This window comes from Streptomyces puniciscabiei, assembly GCF_006715785.1.
GTDB classification, from domain to species: Bacteria; Actinomycetota; Actinomycetes; order Streptomycetales; family Streptomycetaceae; genus Streptomyces; species Streptomyces puniciscabiei.
Map to the genome: position 1 here is coordinate 113,942 of NZ_VFNX01000005.1, position 16,670 is coordinate 130,611.

At 73.1% G+C, this 16,670-nt stretch carries 17 protein-coding genes; 8 read left to right on the top strand and 9 right to left on the bottom strand.

Annotated elements, in window-relative coordinates; translation table 11 throughout:
• Positions 1–27 precede the first annotated feature (27 nt).
• On the bottom strand, positions 28–2,106 hold the full coding sequence (locus FB563_RS39885) for a SpoIIE family protein phosphatase (protein WP_208766335.1): 2,079 nt from the start codon (positions 2,104–2,106) through the stop codon (positions 28–30).
• 335 nt (positions 2,107–2,441) lie between these two features.
• Between FB563_RS39885 and FB563_RS39890 the strand changes: the two genes are divergently transcribed.
• Complete coding sequence (locus tag FB563_RS39890; RefSeq protein WP_055709691.1) at positions 2,442–3,323, top strand: hypothetical protein; 882 nt, start codon at positions 2,442–2,444, stop codon at positions 3,321–3,323.
• Between the two features lie 104 nt (positions 3,324–3,427).
• The gene (locus FB563_RS39895) at positions 3,428–3,799 is read left to right on the top strand and encodes a hypothetical protein (protein ID WP_055709692.1); all 372 of its coding nucleotides are present in this window, start codon (positions 3,428–3,430) and stop codon (positions 3,797–3,799) included.
• Between the two features lie 100 nt (positions 3,800–3,899).
• On the opposite strand, the gene FB563_RS44730 is transcribed toward FB563_RS39895, so the two are convergent.
• Positions 3,900–4,028: a hypothetical protein gene (locus FB563_RS44730; protein WP_324615885.1), complete on the bottom strand. Its 129-nt coding sequence runs from the start codon at positions 4,026–4,028 to the stop codon at positions 3,900–3,902.
• 84 nt (positions 4,029–4,112) lie between these two features.
• Between FB563_RS44730 and FB563_RS39905 the strand changes: the two genes are divergently transcribed.
• Both FB563_RS39905 and FB563_RS39910 read left to right on the top strand, forming a co-directional pair.
• On the top strand, positions 4,113–6,128 hold the full coding sequence (locus tag FB563_RS39905) for an NADPH-dependent 2,4-dienoyl-CoA reductase (protein WP_055709693.1): 2,016 nt from the start codon (positions 4,113–4,115) through the stop codon (positions 6,126–6,128).
• Positions 6,129–6,159: 31 nt separating this feature from the next.
• On the top strand, positions 6,160–6,705 hold the full coding sequence (locus tag FB563_RS39910) for a PadR family transcriptional regulator (RefSeq protein WP_055709694.1): 546 nt from the start codon (positions 6,160–6,162) through the stop codon (positions 6,703–6,705).
• A gap of 21 nt (positions 6,706–6,726) precedes the next feature.
• On the opposite strand, the gene FB563_RS39915 is transcribed toward FB563_RS39910, so the two are convergent.
• Both FB563_RS39915 and FB563_RS39920 read right to left on the bottom strand, forming a co-directional pair.
• On the bottom strand, positions 6,727–7,305 hold the full coding sequence (locus FB563_RS39915) for a hypothetical protein (protein ID WP_055709695.1): 579 nt from the start codon (positions 7,303–7,305) through the stop codon (positions 6,727–6,729).
• Positions 7,306–7,434: 129 nt separating this feature from the next.
• On the bottom strand, positions 7,435–8,409 hold the full coding sequence (locus FB563_RS39920) for a fibronectin type III domain-containing protein (RefSeq protein WP_055709696.1): 975 nt from the start codon (positions 8,407–8,409) through the stop codon (positions 7,435–7,437).
• A gap of 536 nt (positions 8,410–8,945) precedes the next feature.
• Here FB563_RS39920 and FB563_RS39925 point away from each other — a divergent pair.
• Positions 8,946–9,665 (top strand): glycoside hydrolase family 75 protein, encoded by a 720-nt coding sequence (locus tag FB563_RS39925; RefSeq protein WP_142219241.1) that lies wholly within the window; start codon positions 8,946–8,948, stop codon positions 9,663–9,665.
• A 21-nt stretch (positions 9,666–9,686) separates the two neighbouring features.
• Here FB563_RS39925 and FB563_RS39930 read toward each other — a convergent pair whose 3' ends face one another.
• From FB563_RS39930 to dhaK, 3 genes are all read right to left on the bottom strand, one after another.
• The gene (locus FB563_RS39930; protein ID WP_142219242.1) at positions 9,687–10,097 is read right to left on the bottom strand and encodes a PTS-dependent dihydroxyacetone kinase phosphotransferase subunit DhaM; all 411 of its coding nucleotides are present in this window, start codon (positions 10,095–10,097) and stop codon (positions 9,687–9,689) included.
• Positions 10,094–10,699, bottom strand: coding sequence for a dihydroxyacetone kinase subunit DhaL (gene dhaL, locus FB563_RS39935; protein WP_142219243.1), 606 nt, complete (start codon positions 10,697–10,699; stop codon positions 10,094–10,096). Before dhaL ends, FB563_RS39930 begins: the two co-directional genes overlap by 4 nt.
• A 67-nt stretch (positions 10,700–10,766) precedes the next feature.
• A complete protein-coding gene (dhaK, locus tag FB563_RS39940) occupies positions 10,767–11,759 on the bottom strand; it encodes a dihydroxyacetone kinase subunit DhaK (RefSeq protein WP_142219244.1) in 993 nt (330 codons plus the stop codon).
• Between the two features lie 239 nt (positions 11,760–11,998).
• Between dhaK and FB563_RS39945 the strand changes: the two genes are divergently transcribed.
• The gene (locus tag FB563_RS39945; RefSeq protein WP_142219245.1) at positions 11,999–12,262 is read left to right on the top strand and encodes a hypothetical protein; all 264 of its coding nucleotides are present in this window, start codon (positions 11,999–12,001) and stop codon (positions 12,260–12,262) included.
• A 338-nt stretch (positions 12,263–12,600) separates the two neighbouring features.
• Entirely contained in the window at positions 12,601–12,951 is a 351-nt protein-coding gene (locus FB563_RS39950; RefSeq protein ID WP_055710662.1) for a DUF3040 domain-containing protein, read from the top strand.
• A gap of 781 nt (positions 12,952–13,732) precedes the next feature.
• Here FB563_RS39950 and FB563_RS39955 read toward each other — a convergent pair.
• Together FB563_RS39955 and FB563_RS39960 are read right to left on the bottom strand one after the other, a co-directional pair.
• Entirely contained in the window at positions 13,733–14,296 is a 564-nt protein-coding gene (locus tag FB563_RS39955) for a hemerythrin domain-containing protein (RefSeq protein ID WP_142219246.1), read from the bottom strand.
• 117 nt (positions 14,297–14,413) lie between these two features.
• Positions 14,414–15,322 (bottom strand): polysaccharide pyruvyl transferase family protein, encoded by a 909-nt coding sequence (locus FB563_RS39960; protein WP_142219254.1) that lies wholly within the window; start codon positions 15,320–15,322, stop codon positions 14,414–14,416.
• Positions 15,323–15,645: 323 nt separating this feature from the next.
• On the opposite strand from FB563_RS39960, the gene FB563_RS39965 reads away from it, so the two are divergent.
• Positions 15,646–16,650, top strand: a complete 1,005-nt coding sequence (locus tag FB563_RS39965) for an NAD-dependent epimerase/dehydratase family protein (protein ID WP_055710644.1) — start codon at positions 15,646–15,648, stop codon at positions 16,648–16,650.
• Positions 16,651–16,670 lie beyond the last annotated feature (20 nt).

The following is a 16,670-nucleotide window of genomic DNA, read 5'->3' on the forward strand; positions in this document are numbered from 1 at the left end:
ACCCGGTGAACCTGTGCGGTCGGAGCACTAGGGCAGTTCCTGCGCCCGGGCGATGAGCAGGGCGACGTCGTCGTGGTTGGCGGGGTGGTGGAGGGTCCGCAGCAGGATGTCGCAGGTGTCCTCCAGGGGGCGGGCGGGGTCGTCGAGCAGGGAGAGCAGGAAGTCCAGGCGTTCGTCCAGGGAGTGGTACCGGGTCTCCACCAGCCCGTCGGTGTAGAGCACCAGCTCGTCACCGGGCTCGAAGTCGACGGTGACGGTGGAGAACGCGACGCCGCCCACGCCCAGCGGCACCCCGGTCGGCAGGTCGAGCAGTTCCGGCGGCCGGCCCGGGCGGAGACGGGCCGGCGGCAGATGGCCCGCGTTGGCGATCCGGCACTGCCGCAGATGCGGATCGTGCACGGCGTACATGCAGGTCGCGATGGAGTGGTCCAGGGCCGACGTCGTCTTGTCCAGGTGCTCCAGCAGCAGGGCCGGATCGAGGTCCAGGGCGGCCAGCGTGGTGGTCGCGGTGCGCAGGCGGCCCATGGTCGCTGCCGCGCTGAGTCCGCTGCCCATCACATCGCCCACCACGAGCGCGGTCTTGCCGCCCTCCAGCGGGATGACGTCGAACCAGTCGCCGCCGACCTCGCTGGTGGCCCCGGCGGGCTGGTAGCGGGAGGCCACCTCCAGGCCGGTGGTCACCGGCGGACTGCTGGGCAGCAGACTGCGCTGCAGGGTGAGGGCGGTGTTGCGGGCGTTCTGGTACCAGCGCGCGTTGTCGATCTGCACGGCCGCGCGGGAGGCCAGCTCCCGGGCGAGCAGCACGTCGTCCTCGTCGAACGGCGCCGGATTGCGGGTCCGTTTCAGGTCCAGGGCGCCCAGCACCTCGCCGCGCGCGATCAGCGGCACGGCGAGATACGAGTGCAGTCCCGCGCGGCTGAGCAGCTCGGCCGCCTCCGGGGAGCGGGCGATGCGCGGCAGGTCCTCGTCCTTCACCCGCGGCACCAGCACCGCCTCGCCGGTGCGCACGCACTCGGTGACCAGCCGGTCGGGTCCGTAGCGGGCGATCCGGCCGGGCGGGTCGGCGGCCCGTACGGCGTCCGTGTCGTCCTGCGGGCGTACCGCGAGGGCCCGGATCACCGCCTCCTCCGAAGGGCCGAGCGTGCTGGGCCGGCCCTCCACCACAGCGTCCAGCAGATCGACGGCGGCCACGTCGGCGAGTTCCGGCACCGCGACCTCGGCCAGCTCGCAGGCGGTGCGGTCCAGTTCCAGCGTCGTACCGATCCGGGCGGAGGCGTCGGCGATGACCGCGAGGCGGCGCCGGGCGGCCTCCGCCTCCAGGGAGGCCCGGTGCTGCTCGGTGATGTCGACGACCGAGACCGCGACGCCGAGCACATTGCCCATGGCGTCGTCGAGCCGGTACAGAGAATGCGCCCAGGTGTGGTCCTGGTCCGGGTCGGCGGGGGTACGGCCGACCATGGTGTTGTCGATGACGGGGACCCCGGTCTCCAGCACCCGCCGGGCGTCGATCTCCACCGACTCGGGGTTCAGCATGGGCAGCACCTCGCGCAGCGTCCGCCCGACGTGCTCGGCGGCCGGCACCCCGTTGATCTTCTCCAGGGCCGGGTTGACCGAGACGAACCGCAGCTGCGTGTCCAGGACGGCGTATCCGATCGGTGACTGCTTCACCATCCGCTCGGACAGCGCCACGTCCTGCTCCAGACGCCGTACGGTCGACTGGTCGGCGGCGAGGCCGAGCGCGTACACATCACCCCGGTCGTCCAGCAGCCGCATGTTGCGGAACTCGACCACGCGGGTGGTGCCGTCCTTGTGCCGGACGGGGAAGCCGCCGGCCCAGCTCTGCCCGGTGCGCATCACATCGGCGAAGAGCTTGCCGACCAGCTCGAAGTGCCGCTCGTGGACCATGAGCCGGGCGGCGTACTGGCCGAGGGCCTCCCGCGCGCTGTAGCCGAACAGCTCCTCCGCCTGCGGGCTCCACAGCACGATGCGGCCGCTGGTGTCCAGCACCACCGACGCCACGCCGAGCACGTCGAGCAGCCCGCCCGGCCGCACCGGACCGCGTACCGGCTCGCCGCCCTCCGTCACCGGAGCCTCGGCTGCGCTCATGCCATGTACCGCCTTCGCCCGTCCGCACGGCACGTCGTCCCCCGTGCCGACTCCCCTTGATCCACCGCGCTCACACCCGACTCTCCGTCGCCGGTTACCTCCACCATCTCTCACCACAGCGGTGCACGTCCGCCGAAGCCGCCACGCCGGGACCGGACGGCCTGCCCGGACATCGTGCACGTCCTCACGGCGGACCGGGAGAGTTCACGCTCATGTTGCTGCATTGGCCTGTACATGACTATCGCGCCACGCCAGACTGTCCGCCGACCGAGTGTCCCCGCCGCCCGGTCGTTCCTGCTCCCGCCCGGTGTCACCCCCAGTCCAAGGAGTCGGCCATGCCCGCGCCCGCCCGGCAACGTTGTCACGCAGTTCTCGCAGGACTCGTCACCCTCGCCACCGCCGCCGTGGCGTCCCTCGCCGCACCCGGGTCCGCCGCCGCGGCCGACACCTGGACGGAGACGGGCTCCGACCACGCCCGCCCGCTGGACGAGAGTCAGGGGCTGACCTCCGTCGAGGTCCCGGCGAACAGTCCCAACCGGTACACGGGTATCGGCACCATTCCCCTCGATGTCTACAGCCGCGGCTGGAACCACGTCGGTGACCCCGACGCCTCGTACAACGGCTACTACATCGAGCCCTACCAGCAGGACTCCGGCAACTCGAAGATGTACCGCGTGCAGGCGCCCGACGGCACCTGGTCGGAGTACGTCCACGCGCTGAGCCCCGGCGAGGCCCTCAACAACTCCTGGGACGCGATCTCGCCCGACGGCCAGTGGATGCTCTCGGGCGAGTGGGGCACGATGAACCGCCTGCTCGTCTTCCCGACCCCCGGCGTCAACCCGTCCACCTCGCCCTCGGCCAACCTCCCGCAGGCATCCCAGGTCGACCTCGACCACGCCGTCCGCGACGTCCAGGGCTGCGACTTCTCCGGCCCCACCACCCTGTTGTGCTCCTCCGACGACCCGGACGGCAGCCTCTTCGGCATGACCAAGCCGCTGCTCCAGATCGACCTGTCGGCCCCGCCGAACGGCTCCGGGGACGTCACCGGGCATGTGACCGCCCTGCGCCAGCTGCCGCTGCGCAGCTCCTGCTCGGGCACCTTCGAGGTGGAGGGCATCGACTACGACCGCCGCACCGGGATCCTGCGCGTGATCGTGATGTCGCCCGGCTTCTGCATCCTCACGGACAGCAAGACGTACAAGTTCTCCCGCGGCTGAGCCCGCCTGGGGTGTGCCGACGAGCCGGTGGTGCTTTCCTGGGGGTGGACGCGGCTGGGCGGGGTACCCCCTTCCACCGCGGCGCGGCACGGAAGGAGCGGTCAATGGCACACACGGAGCGGTCGCACCCGGAAACCGTCACGGTGGAGATCAGCGGCTCCAAGGAGGACGCCCGCCTCGTCTTCGACGCGCTGAGCTCCTGCTTCGCGTCCGACCGGGGCGCGGACGAGATCCCTCAGCAGCTCCACGAGGTCCGGCCGATGGTGTGGCTCGGCACGTACGACGTCGCGGACGCGCGGGGGCCGGGCTGCCCGCCGGTCCACCTCGACGCGTCCGTCCAGGCGGACGTCCAGGGCGGCTACTGGGCCGTGGACCGGTTCCGGCACACCCTGGACTCGATGTTCGCCGTCGAGGAGACCTGCACGGCCTCCGGCGACCAGGAGCGGGACCTGCATCTGCGGCTGCGCAGCCGCTGACCCTTCCGGGTGCTTTGACGGCGCCCCGGCCGGCGCCACGCCGGCCGGGGCGTACTCGTGGACCAGCTCGGCGCTCCGCCGGCAGAGCGCGCGCTTGCGCTCAGGAGAACGCCCCGAGCGCATGGTGATGGCCACGAACAGCACGTTCGTCGGGCGGCACGCCGAGCGTCTCCAGCAGGGCCTCCTGGACGGCCTGGCCCAGGGCCTCGAGCAGAGTGGGCGGTGTCACCCTCCAGCGGTTGTGCAACTAGTTGCATAAAGGTGCGGGCTTCCTCTACAACAAGAGGCGACGACACCGCGCACGGAGGGCCCGATGAGCCGTTACCCGCACCTGATGACCCCGCTCGACCTGGGCTTCACCACCCTGCCCAACCGCGTGCTCATGGGCTCCATGCACGTCGGTCTGGAGGAGGCCGAGCGCGGCTTCGAGCGCATGGCGGCGTTCTACGCGGCCCGCGCCCGCGGCGGGGTGGGCCTCATCGTCACCGGCGGCATCGCGCCCAACGAGGAGGGCAGGCCGTACGAGGGCGGCGCCAAGCTCACCACCGAGGAGGAGGCCGAGCGGCACAAGGCCGTCACCGAGGCCGTGCACCGCGAGGGCGGCCGGATCGCGATGCAGATCCTGCACTTCGGGCGGTACGCCTACCATCAGGACCTCGTCGCCCCGAGCCCGCTGCAGGCGCCGATCAGTCCCTTCGTGCCGCGCGAGCTGACCGACGCCGACGTCGAGCGGACCATCGACGACTACGCCCGCGCCGCCCGCCTCGCCCGGCAGGCCGGCTACGACGGCGTGGAGATCATGGGCTCCGAGGGCTACCTCATCAACGAGTTCGTCGCCGCGCAGACCAACCGGCGCACCGACCGCTGGGGCGGCTCCTACGAGAACCGGATGCGCTTCCCCGTCGAGATCGTCAAGCGGGTCCGCGAGGCCGTCGGCGAGGACTTCATCGTCATCTACCGGCTCTCCATGCTCGACCTGGTCCCGGGCGGCTCCTCCCTGGAGGAGGTGATCGCCCTCGGCAAGGCGGTCGAGGCCGCCGGAGCGACGATCATCAACACCGGCATCGGCTGGCACGAGGCCCGCATCCCGACCATCGCCACCTCCGTGCCGCGCGGCGCCTACACCTGGGTCACCAAGAAGCTCATGGGCGAGGTGTCCGTGCCGCTGGTGACCACCAACCGCATCAACACCCCCGAAGTCGCCGAGGAGTTGCTGGCGGGCGGTTACGCCGACATGGTGTCGATGGCCCGCCCGATGCTCGCCGACCCCGACTTCGTCAACAAGGCCGCCGCCGGGACGCCCGAGGCCATCAACACCTGCATCGGCTGCAACCAGGCCTGCCTCGACCACACCTTCAGCGGGCAGATCACCTCCTGCCTGGTCAACCCGCGCGCCTGCCACGAGACCGAGCTGGTGCTCGCCCCGACCCGGCTGAAGAAGCGCGTCGCGGTCGTGGGCGCGGGTCCGGCCGGACTCGCCTGTGCGGTCTCCGCAGCCGAACGCGGCCACGAGGTCACGCTCTTCGACGCCGCGGGCGAGATCGGCGGCCAGCTCAACGTGGCCCGAAGGGTCCCCGGCAAGCAGGAGTTCGACGAGACGCTGCGCTACTTCCGCCACCAGCTCGACGCGCACGGTGTGGACGTACGCCTGGAGACCTGGGTCACCGCCGCCGACCTGGACGGCTACGACGAGGTCGTGGTCGCCACCGGTGTCACCCCGCGAACCCCGGACATCCCCGGCGTCGACCACCCCCGCGTCCTCGGCTACCTGGACGTGCTGCGCGACGGTGCTCCCGTCGGCGACCGGGTCGCCATCCTCGGCGCGGGCGGCATCGGCTTCGACGTCGCCGAGTACCTCACCGACGGCGGGGACAAGGCGAGCGAGGACCCTGAGACGTACTTCCGCGCCTGGGGGGTCGACATGGACTACCGGGCGCCGGGCGGTCTCGCCGCGCCGCAGCGGCCCACCCCGCCGCGCCAGGTCCACCTGCTCCAGCGCAAGACCACCAAGGTCGGCGCCGGCCTCGGCAAGACCACCGGCTGGATCCACCGCACCGAGCTCAAGCACCGTGGCGTGACCATGGTCCCGGGCGTCCGCTACGACCGCATCGACGACGCGGGCCTGCACATCACCGTCGGAGAGCAGAGCACGGTGCTGGAGGTCGACACGGTGGTCCTGTGCACCGGCCAGGAGCCGCGCCGCGACCTGTACGAGGAGCTGGCCGCCGCAGGGCGCAGCGTCCATCTGATCGGCGGCGCGGACGTCGCGGCCGAGCTGGACGCCAAGCGGGCCATCAAGCAGGGCACCGAGCTGGCGGCGGCGCTGTAGGCCCCGTGCCGGCGGTCCCTAGGATGAGGCCATGTCCCTCCCGCACGCGATCCTCACCGCCCTGCTGGAAAAGCCGTCGTCGGGCCTGGAGCTGACCCGCCGGTTCGACAAGTCGATCGGCTACTTCTGGTCCGCGACGCACCAGCAGATCTATCGCGAGCTGGGGAGGCTGGAGGCCGAGGGCCTCATCCGCGCCCTGCCGACAGAAGCGCCGGCCCGCGGGCAGAAGAAGAGCTACGAGGTCCTGCCCGCGGGCCGCGCCGAACTGGCCCGCTGGACCGCCGCTGCCCAGGACCCCAAGCCGCTGCGGGACACGCTCCTGCTGCGGCTGCGGGCCGCGGCGGTGGTCGGCACGGCGGGCCTGGACGCGGACCTGCGCCGCCATCTCGAGCTGCACCGACGGCAGTTGGCCGAGTACCGGGAGATCGAACAGCGCGACTTCCCGCCGGACCGGGACGCCCCCGAGGACCGGCTGCGCCATCTCGTGCTGCGGGCCGGCATCGACCTGGAGACCTTCTGGACCCAGTGGCTCACCCACGCCCTGGCGGAGTTCGCCGAACTGCCCGCGGGCGACTGAGCCGGGTTCGCGGGCGGTGCGTCAGAGCCGGTACGGCTTCGAGCGCCGGCGCAGGAACCAGCCCGTGGCGAGGGCCCCGGCGCTCACCAGGGCCGCGCCGATGCCCAGCGTCAGCGGGCCGTAGTCCCGGGCGGCACCGCCCAGGCCGCCCAGTACGCCACGGGAGGGCGCCGGCGAGGCCGATGACGAGGTCGTCGTCGACGAGGTCTGCGACGAGGCCGTCGAGGAGATCGTCGGCCCCGAACCGGACGAGACGATCACCGACTGGGTGCCCGCGGTGCTGCCGCTGGAGCAGACCACGACCACGGTGTACGTCCCCGGGCTCACCCCGGTCCAGGCCGCGGACTGGCTGACGGACGTGCCGGCCAGACTCACCTGCCGGCCCTGGGAGAAATTGGCCTGCCTGCTGGTGAGCAGGGCCGCGTTGCCCCAGCTGCCGTTGATCTCGGAGCACGCGCTGGTGACCACCGAGACGGTGGAACCGGTGGTGCTGACGGAAATGCCCGAGGCCGCGGCGGACGGTCCGGCGAGGGCGCCGGTGAGCGCCGCGGCGGCCGCCAGGGCCGGACCGGAGCGGGCGAGGAGTCGCGAGGTGTGCATGGACAGCAGCCAACGGGGCCGCGGAGGTGGCCGCACCCGGGAGGCGGCCGGTCAGGTGACGGATTCCTTCGGGCGGCGGAGAGCGGGCCCGGGCGCGCTGCCGTGGCCGGCGTGGGCAGGCCGCCCCCCTCAGCCGCCCGTCGTCACCGTCCGCTCCGGCGACCAGCCGCCCCAGGTGCCGTCCGGGAGCCGCGCCCGCAGCGCCACCCGGTGTTCCTCTCCGGCTGTCCGGCCGATGTAGAAGCTGTAGCTCGCCGGTCCGCGCGGGGGAGTGCCGCCCCACATCAGGGAGGTCGCCGCGGTGCCGTCGAGACGGACCTGGTACTCGGTGACCACCCCGTCCACGCGCGGCGGGTCCCAGGACAGGTCGAGGTAGTACGCCCCGCCGGCCCGATGGGTCCGCGCGCCGAAGGCGGTGGGCGCGGTGTTCCGCCCGTCGTCGGTGCCCGGGGTCGTGAGGCGGACCGAGGTGCTCGCGGGGGAGAGGTTGTCGGCGGCGTCGCGGGACCGCACCGTGAAGACGTAACCGGTGCCGGGACGCAGTCCGGTGACCACGGCCGCGGTCTGGTTCCCGCCGACACTGTGGATCTTCGCGCCGCCCTGGTACACGTCGTACGACACCACACCCCGGTCGTCCCTGGACGCGCCCCAGGACAGCTGGACCTCCCGGGCGCCGAGCACCCGCCCGGCGGGATGCTCCGGCCGGGTGGGCGCAGCACGGTCCGCCGCCGTCCTGGCCGGTGTCCGGGCCCGCACCGGGCGGCTCGGCGGACCGAGCCGCCCCTCGGTGTCCCGGGCCCGCACGGTGAAGGCATACGTGGTGGACGGCCTGAGCCTGGTGACGTCCACCATGTGCAGTGAACCCGGCACGTCCTCCACCTTCGTGCTGCCGCGATACACCTCGTAGGTGCGGACACCGGAGCTGTCCGGCACCGCGTTCCACATCACGTGCACGCTCGTGGCGCTTCCCGCCTGCGCGGTCACCCCCGTCGGAGCACCGGGTGCCCGGCCTTCGTCGGCTTCGCCGGCCCGGCCCCAGCCGCAGGACGCGACCAGCAGCAGGACCCCGCAGACCGGCACGAGCGGCCACGGAACGCGTCGCACGGCTCTGCCTCCCCGGGGACGGCGGCATCGGCATTCACGTAAAGGTCCGTACCAATATGGCGCGGTGGGCGCCGACGCGGCAAGAGGGCCGTGTGGGGGACCGCCAAGGGGCCGCCCGGGTGACCGACCGGCGTCCGCGCGGGTGACCGGTGCGGGACCCGCGTTGGTGACCACCCCGGGACGTTACGTATGCTGAGGCTCTCTGCGGCTGAACTACCCGAGAGGGCAGGGAAGTTCATGCCTGTGGCGCGGACACGCTGTCGTCGCCCGTCCCGCGCCGGCGCGGGCGGCCGGGGGATCCGGACCGGCTTCGGCCCGGATCCCCGGCCCCTGTTGTCGCGGGCCACCGCCGCCACTGCCGAAGTCCCCCCGATGCCCCTCCTCATGTCCCTCACGGGGCGTCAGAAACCTGCTCCATCCGGCCGCTTCGGAGCGGGCCGGACGGCCGGGGGCGCTGTCGCGCACCAGAGTGGCCGGGATGTCCGCCGCGCAGCGGCCGGACGTCCGCCCCGTCCCCGACGAGAGGTTCCCTCATCGTGCGTGTCCCGTCGCTGACGCCGGCCGTGGCCGGCGTCGCCCTGCTCGCCCCGGCCGCGCTGCATGCCCCGGCCGTGCTGCCCGCCCCGGCAGCCGACGGCCCGCCCCGGGAAAGGCCCGTGGCCCACAGCGAGGGCGCGGTGGCCGCCACCGACCTGTTGGACCGGCTGGGCACCTGCCACCAGATCTCCCGCGGCCGGTACCGCACCGACGCCGGCCGTCCCGCGACCGTGCCCGTCTGCGGCACCCGGGACGCCGTCTACTGGAAGGCCGACCTGGACGTCGACTGCGACGGACGGTCCACCGCACGCTGCAACCGCCACACCGACCCGCAGTTCTCCACCATGACCGCCTACGAGCAGTCCGACGGCCGCCATCTGAACGCGGCGAGGCTGCCCTACATCGTCGTCCCGGCCCCCAGCCGCATCTGGAACCCCCGGAAGTACGGCGTACGGGGCGGCTCGGTCGCCGCCGTGGTCTACCGGGGCCGGGTGCGGTACGCCGTGGTCGGTGACATCGGTCCCCGCGACGTCATCGGCGAGGCCTCCTACGCCACTGCCCGGGGCCTGGGCATCCGGGCCGACCCGAGCGGCGGCGGGGCGCCCTCCGGGGTCACCTACATCGTGTTCAGGAACTCCCGAGTGCACCCCATCGAGAACCACGCGGCGGCCGTGTCCGCGGGTACGCGGCTGGCCAGGCTGTTCCTCGCGAACAGGTGACCGGCCGGTCCCGTGGCCGTGTCACACCTTGCGGTAGCCGTACGCCTCCGTCGCCGCGGCCTCCACCGCGTCCAGGCCGGCCCCGGTGGCGGCGGTGACGACGGCCGCCACCGCCCCCTCGACGAATGGCGCGTCCAGCAGCCGGGTGCCGTCCGGCAGTTCGCCACCCTCGGCGATCAGCGCCTTCACGGTCAGCACGGCACTGCCGAGATCGGTGAGCACCGCCACCCCGGCGCCCCGGTCCACCGAGGCCGCCGCGGCGCGGATCAGTTCGGCGCTGGTGCCCAGCCCGCCGCCCTCGGTGCCGCCCGCCGGGGCCACGGGCACCGCCGGGGCCCCGCCCGCCAGGCCCTTCGCCAACTCGGCGACCGAGGCGGCCACTTCCGCGCTGTGCGACACCAGCACGATCCCGACCACCTTCTCGTCGCTCACCGTCCGCCCTCCGCCGCCTCTTCCAGGGCGGCGACGAGCAGGGCCGACGAGGTCGCCCCCGGGTCCTGGTGGCCGATGCTGCGCTCACCGAGATAGCTCGCCCGGCCCTTGCGGGCCTGCAGCGGGGTGGTGGCCACCGCGCCCTCCTCGGCGGCGGCCCGCGCGGCGGCGAAGCCGTCAGCGAGCGCGTCCACGGCCGGGACCAGGGCGTCGATCATGGTCTTGTCGCCGGGGGCCGCCCCGCCCAGCGCCATCACCCCGTCCACACCCGCGCGCAGCGCCTCGGCCAGCTGCTCCTCGCCGACCTCGGCGGCGTCGCCGAGGGCCTTGCCGGTCCGGCGGAGCAGCGTGCCGTACAGCGGCCCGGCCGCGCCGCCGACCGTGGAGATGAGCTGCCGCCCGGCGAGCACCAGAACGGCGCCCGGGGTGTCCGTCGCCTCCTTCTCCAGGGCGGCCCGGACGGCGGTGAAGCCACGCTGCATATTGCTGCCGTGGTCGGCGTCGCCGATGGCCGAGTCGAGGGCGGTGAGCCGCTCCGCCTCACGGTCGACGGACGCGGCGGCGGCCGCCATCCAACGGCGGAAGAAGTCGGCGTCGAGCACGGGATCTCCTTGCGTGACAGGGGTGTTGACCGGCGTTCTACGGGTGATGGTCGCCTCCTTCGCCGTATCACATCCCCCACCGCAGCGCGGGAGTCTTCACCGGAGCGTCCCACAACCGCAGCAGCTCCTCGTCGGCCTGGCAGAGCGTCACCGACGCGCCCGCCATGTCCAGGGAGGTGACGTAGTTGCCGACGAGCGTACGGGCCACGGCGACCCCGCGCTCGCGCAGCACCCGCTGCACCTCGGCGTTGAAGCCGTACAGCTCCAGCAGCGGGGTCGCGCCCATGCCGTTGACCAGCACCAGCACGGGGCTGTGCGGTGGCATGTCCTCCAGGATCGCGTTCACCGCGAAGTCGGCGATCTCCCCCGAGGTCATCATCGGCCGCCGCTCCCGGCCCGGTTCGCCGTGGATGCCGATGCCCAACTCCAGCTCACCGTCGGGCAGTTCGAAGGTGGGGCTGCCCTTGGCCGGGGTCGTGCAGGCGCTGAGCGCGACACCGAAACTGCGGGAGTTCTCGTTCACCTGACGCCCGATGGACTCGACCCGCTCCAGCGGCTGCCCCTCGGCCGCGGCGGCACCCGCGATCTTCTCCACGAACAGCGTCGCACCGGTGCCGCGCCGCCCGGCCGTGTACAGGCTGTCGGTCACCGCCACATCATCGTTGACCAGCACCTTGGCGACCTGAATGCCCTCGTCCTCGGCCAGTTCGGCCGCCATGTCGAAGTTGAGCACGTCACCGGTGTAGTTCTTCACGACGAACAGCACACCGGCACCGCTGTCCACGGCCGCCGCCGCACGCACCATCTGGTCCGGCACCGGGGAGGTGAACACCTCTCCGGGACAGGCGGCGGCGAGCATGCCCGGGCCCACGAACCCGCCGTGCAACGGCTCGTGCCCCGACCCGCCCCCGGACACCAGCGCGACCTGCCCCGCCACCGGAGCGTCCCGGCGGACGATCACCCGGTTCTCCACGTCGACGGTCAGATCGGGGTACGCGGCCGCCAACCCACGCAGCGCGTCCGCCACGACGGTTTCCGGGACGTTGATCAGCATCTTCATGGGTGTCTCCTCGTGGGCTTGGCACTGGGGCTCAGGACCGGTGTCTTCGCAGGTCACCGGCGGCGAGGGCGATATTCGATCTTGGTGGTGCGCTGCGGTCCGAGGCGGGTCGTGGCGGGTTTGTCGCTGACTCAAAGCTGACTTCGGTGACGGGACGTCAGGTGCCGGCGGCCACCCGGTGGGGGGCGTCGCCCGTCCCGTCTATCGCAGTATCGACCTTGCGGCAGCGAAGGTCACCTGTGACGGTGGTTTTACGGTACGTAGCGCCCGGTCCGGGTGTCTCCTCCGCCCCCTCCTCGGCGGTCGTGCTGCTGAGCACCGAGCGCACCGCCGCCGACCCGCACTCGACCACCATCAGGAGGAGGCCGACGGCACCCTCGTGGCCGGCCGCGGGGACGCGCTGCGGACCGGGGGGCGGGACAGCGACCGGCCTGCTGGTCTGGGGTGCGCCGGCCGTGGCGGGGCTCGCGGCCGTGCTCGCCGCCGCCGTGCGCTCTCGCTGACCACACCCGCCGCTCTGGTCGCCTTCGGTCCGGTGCTCGCCACCGCTTCCCGCTGACCCGCGTCCCTGAGGGACCTCGCCGAGACGGATGACGGCGATCGGCGGTGCCATCGGCGTCGGCCTCTTCTACCGATCCGGCGCCGCCATCGCCCGTGTCGGGCCGAAGTGACCGCCGCAGGACACCACATCGCCTACTGGGGCCCTCAGTCCTCCTCGGCCGGAGCCACATGGGGTACGGCGGGGCGCCGGGCGCTCGCGGCTCCGCATCGGCCGTGCCGTCCGGGGAACTCGGGCGCCCGGGGACGGAAACCGCCGGTCGGCGGAGGAGGTGCCGTTGCCGTGGACGACTGGGAGACATGGGAGATGCACGACGAGGTACGGCTGTCGCCACGCGAACGCATCGCGCTGCTGCAGATCGAGGCCCGCCTCAGGCAGGACCGCGGGTTCGCGCGCCGCATGGGCGACCTGCGCCGAGAGGTGTGGCTACCGGTGGCGGTACTGCTGCTGGGCATCGCCTCGGCGTTCGCGGCCGTCATGGGTGTGCGCACTTCGGACCCCGCAGTGCTCGGGTGCTTCGCGCTGCTCTGGCCACTGACCCTCTTCCAGGCGTTCCGCCTCCTACGCCGAGCGATCCACCACCGCGCCCGCGCCCGCTCCGGGACCGGGGAGGGTGTGCGTCCGTGGCTGTGAGGGACTGGAGGTAGGGACCGCGGACGGACCGGGTTCTCGCGCCGTGGGGACCAGGGCGTGAAGGGGCTCGCGACCGTGGTACGACGCTGATCGGGGCCGCAGGCCGAGGGTGGTGCCGCTGCCTTCTCTGCTTACGGCCCGGAGAGCACCGGTGACCGGGCGCTCGGTGGCGGCTGGGCGAGACGCCGCGAGGCGACAAATGACCGGCCAGGACCGGCCGGGCCTCCTGTCGGCAGGTAACGGGCTCCCCGGCCCCCCAGCGGCCACCGTCACGGTACGTGGGCGCCGAGGCCTTGTGCCCGGGCCCCGCGTACGGTCATGCGCGACCGCGTCCCCCATGCGCGCTGCGCCGAACGGCTGTGCGCGCTGTGCTGAGCGACCTGGTGGCCGGCCTCGGGCCGGCCAACCGCGGCCCCTCGCCCGACCGGGACCGACCCACGTTCCCTTGCCGCACCGACCAAGCCCCACCCTCTGACCCGACCGACCGACCGCCTGCCCGCGGCCGCCGACTCCGCCCAGCCGGGCCTGTCCCTGGGCCGACGCGCAACCAGCCGACCCCCGTCCCTGGCCGGAACGACCGAGCCCCGCCCTTCGACCCCACGCGGGACAGCCCGCCCCTCACCGACCGCCCGACCACCCGGCTGCGCCTCCGGTCCGGCCAGCCGGCCCTATCGCGGCCGGACCAGTCGGACCAGCCGCCCGGTACCGACGTCGGGCCGACCCCGGACCAGGAGGCCCGGTGTCGGCCCATGGGACGTCGTGGCCTCGGTCGGCCCCTCCCTCAGCTCTTCTTCCCCCGGCCCGACAGCGCGTCGCGCATGCGGTCGACCAGGCCGGCGCCTGGGGCCAGCAGCTTGTTGGCCGGGGGCGTGTCCGGTGCCGAGGGGTGCGGACGGGTGGGGGCCATCTTCTTCGCACGGCGCACCTTGTCGCCGAGGTCCATCAGCGCGTCCGCCGGGCAGGCGGCCTCCAGCTGGGGGAAGAGGTTCTGCTCCTCGTCCATCACATGGGAGCGGATCTCGCTCATCAGCTGTGCCATGAGCCTGTCGAACTGCGGATCGTCCGCCTGCATGCCCTCCATGTCCTTCATGATCTGCTCGGCCTTGGCGTGGTCCTCGAGCTCCTTGTCGGCCATCGCGTCCCCACCCGTGACATGCTCGCGCACCGCCGGGTACAGATAGGACTCCTCCGCGACCGAGTGCCGTACCAGCTCGATCGTCGCCTGGTCGGCGAGGTCCTTGCGGTCCTTTGAGCCGGGCGGCAGCGCCTCGATACGCCCGAAGATCTCCTCGACCTCACGGTGATCGGTCGTCAGCTCCTGGATGACGTTTCCGCCGTGACCCATGTCGTCACCTCCTGCGAGACATCGCGGCGGCCCATGAGCGGCCTGCCGTCGCCGCGCCGAGTGCCCCGCGCACGGCGCGCTACACGGCCCACCGCTGCACATGGCCCCCGCCTGCGATCAGCGCATCGCGTGGCCGGCCGCGGCCGGCCGGCCCGCCCCGGACAGCGCCCACCGCCACCAGTGGTCCAGCAGTTCCTCGGTCAGTGCCCGCGCGTCCACCAGCGCCGGCCAGCCCACCGCCCGTGCCTGCGCGCCGACCTTGGCGCCGCCCGCGACCGGATCCACGGCGATCACCGGGGTGCCCGTGCGCAGGGCCGGCACCAGGCCGTGCATCCAGGTGGTGACGACGAGGTCGCAGCGGGAGACCAGCGCCAGGAACTGCTCCGCCGTGGCATACAGCCGCCAGTCGTCCATGGCCAGGCGGGTGCCGGCCGGGAGGCGGGCGCAGTCCTTGCCGGCCGGCCAGCCGGTGAGCCGCGCGTTGACCTCCTCGTGCCGGCGCCGCTCGCCGTACTCGCCCTCCCCGTGGGAGAGCACCACCCCGGCCACGGGCGGCAGCGGACCCGCCGGGGCCATGGCCGCGAGGTCGTGCCGGGCCGGGGCCGCGGTGCCGTCCCGGGCGATGATCTCGTGGAAACCGGTGGCCGCCGGATCCGCCGGATCCGCCGGGTCGACGACCGAGACGTCGGCGGCCCGTCGCCGACAGGTCCTGAACCTGGCATGCAGCGCGGCGACTTGGGGTCCGTGCACCGGGCCGCAGACGAAGAGCAGGGTGTCGTACGCCTCCGGCCGCGCCGCCTCCAGGGACAGGGCGCCGCGACGGAAACCGGGGCTCCACGCCGTGTCGTGCCGGATGGCCGCCCCGGTCAGCGCGGCCGACGCGTGCCGCTGGGCCGGCACGTCCCCGGCGGTCGCCTCGCCGTCCCGGACACTGAGCCACCCGGTCAGCAGCACGCGGCCCGGAGAACGGCCGGTGCCGGGCTGCCGCAGGGCACCCGGCAGCGCGGCGGTGACCTCGTCGTGCATGGCCCTCACGAAGTCCCTTCGTGTCGCCTCCGGCCCGTCTCCACCTGGCTCGACGTCGTTGGAGTCGCGCGAGTACCCGGCCCCCCGGACAATAAGAGTGCAACGTGTGAAACCAACTGGCAGGGGAACTCAGCGCCCGTGCCGTCCAGCCAGCGGCGGCCGACGAGGGCGGTCCTCCGAACCCGTGGGGACCGAGCCCTGTCCTCAGCTTCCCCAGCATTCCCTCAGCGGGCCGACGCTCTCGGCCCGTTGTCGCGGTGCGCGCCGAACGCCGAGGCAGGAGCGTTCCGGGGGCGCGACGACGTGGACGAAGGAACAGTTCCATGACTGGTGACACACCGTTTTCCTGGCGGCGCGCCCTCGTGACAGGAGGCGCCGGCTTCCTCGGCTCCCATCTGTGCGAACGACTGCTGGATTCGGGGGTCGAAGTCGACTGCGCCGACAACCTCGCCTGCGGGCGCTGGGAGAACGTCGCCGCTCTGGAGGACCGGCCGGGTTTCCGGTTCGCGCAGCTCGACGTCTCCGCGCCCGACTGCGTGGAGCGGCTGCCGGGACCGTACGACCTGGTGCTGCACTTCGCCTGCCCGGCCTCGCCCGCCGACTATCTGCGCCTGCCCCTGGAGACCCTGGACGTCGGCAGTCTCGGTACCCGCAACGCGCTCGCGATCGCCGAACGCGACGGCGCGCGCCTCCTGCTCGCGTCGACCTCCGAGGTGTACGGCGATCCGCTGGTGCACCCCCAGCACGAGGGCTACTGGGGCAATGTGAACCCGGTCGGGCCGCGCAGCGTGTACGACGAGTCGAAACGGTTCGCCGAGGCGCTCGTCACCGCGCACGCGGGCACCCGGTCCACCGACGCCGGGATCGTGCGGCTGTTCAACACCTACGGGCCGCGGATGCGGGCCCACGACGGCCGCGCGGTCCCCACCTTCATCTGCCAGGCGCTGGCCGGCGAGCCGCTCACCGTGACCGGCGACGGCAGCCAGACCCGCTCGCTGTGCTACGTGGACGACACCGTCGACGGCATCCTGCGGGTGGCCGCCAGCAGGTCGGTGCGGCCCGTGAACATCGGCGGCAGCGACGAGATCACCGTCGCCGACCTGGCCCGCCGGGTGGTCGCCCTGACCGGCTCCCGCTCCCCGATCGCGTTCGTCGACCGGCCCGTCGACGACCCCGGCAGGCGCTGCCCCGACACCACCCTCGCGCGCGAACTGCTCGGCTGGTCGCCGCAGATCCCCTGGGAGGAGGGGCTGAAGCAGACCATCGCCTACTTCGCCGCCCAGCCCCCCGAACCGGTCCCGAGGCCGGACCCGGCACCGCAGCCCTGACCGCAGCCCCGACCCCCGAC

Excerpts from the sequence above, each read along its gene's own strand:
- FB563_RS39885 (WP_208766335.1), bottom strand. The coding sequence starts at position 2,106 with ATGAGCGCAGCCGAGGCTCCGGTGACGGAGGGCGGCGAGCCGGTACGC.
- FB563_RS39890 (WP_055709691.1), top strand. The coding sequence starts at position 2,442 with ATGCCCGCGCCCGCCCGGCAACGTTGTCACGCAGTTCTCGCAGGACTC.
- FB563_RS39895 (WP_055709692.1), top strand. The coding sequence starts at position 3,428 with ATGGCACACACGGAGCGGTCGCACCCGGAAACCGTCACGGTGGAGATC.
- FB563_RS39905 (WP_055709693.1), top strand. The coding sequence starts at position 4,113 with ATGAGCCGTTACCCGCACCTGATGACCCCGCTCGACCTGGGCTTCACC.
- FB563_RS39910 (WP_055709694.1), top strand. The coding sequence starts at position 6,160 with ATGTCCCTCCCGCACGCGATCCTCACCGCCCTGCTGGAAAAGCCGTCG.
- FB563_RS39915 (WP_055709695.1), bottom strand. The coding sequence starts at position 7,305 with ATGCACACCTCGCGACTCCTCGCCCGCTCCGGTCCGGCCCTGGCGGCC.
- dhaK (WP_142219244.1), bottom strand. The coding sequence starts at position 11,759 with ATGAAGATGCTGATCAACGTCCCGGAAACCGTCGTGGCGGACGCGCTG.
- FB563_RS39955 (WP_142219246.1), bottom strand. The coding sequence starts at position 14,296 with ATGGGTCACGGCGGAAACGTCATCCAGGAGCTGACGACCGATCACCGT.
- FB563_RS39960 (WP_142219254.1), bottom strand. The coding sequence starts at position 15,322 with ATGCACGACGAGGTCACCGCCGCGCTGCCGGGTGCCCTGCGGCAGCCC.
- FB563_RS39965 (WP_055710644.1), top strand. The coding sequence starts at position 15,646 with ATGACTGGTGACACACCGTTTTCCTGGCGGCGCGCCCTCGTGACAGGA.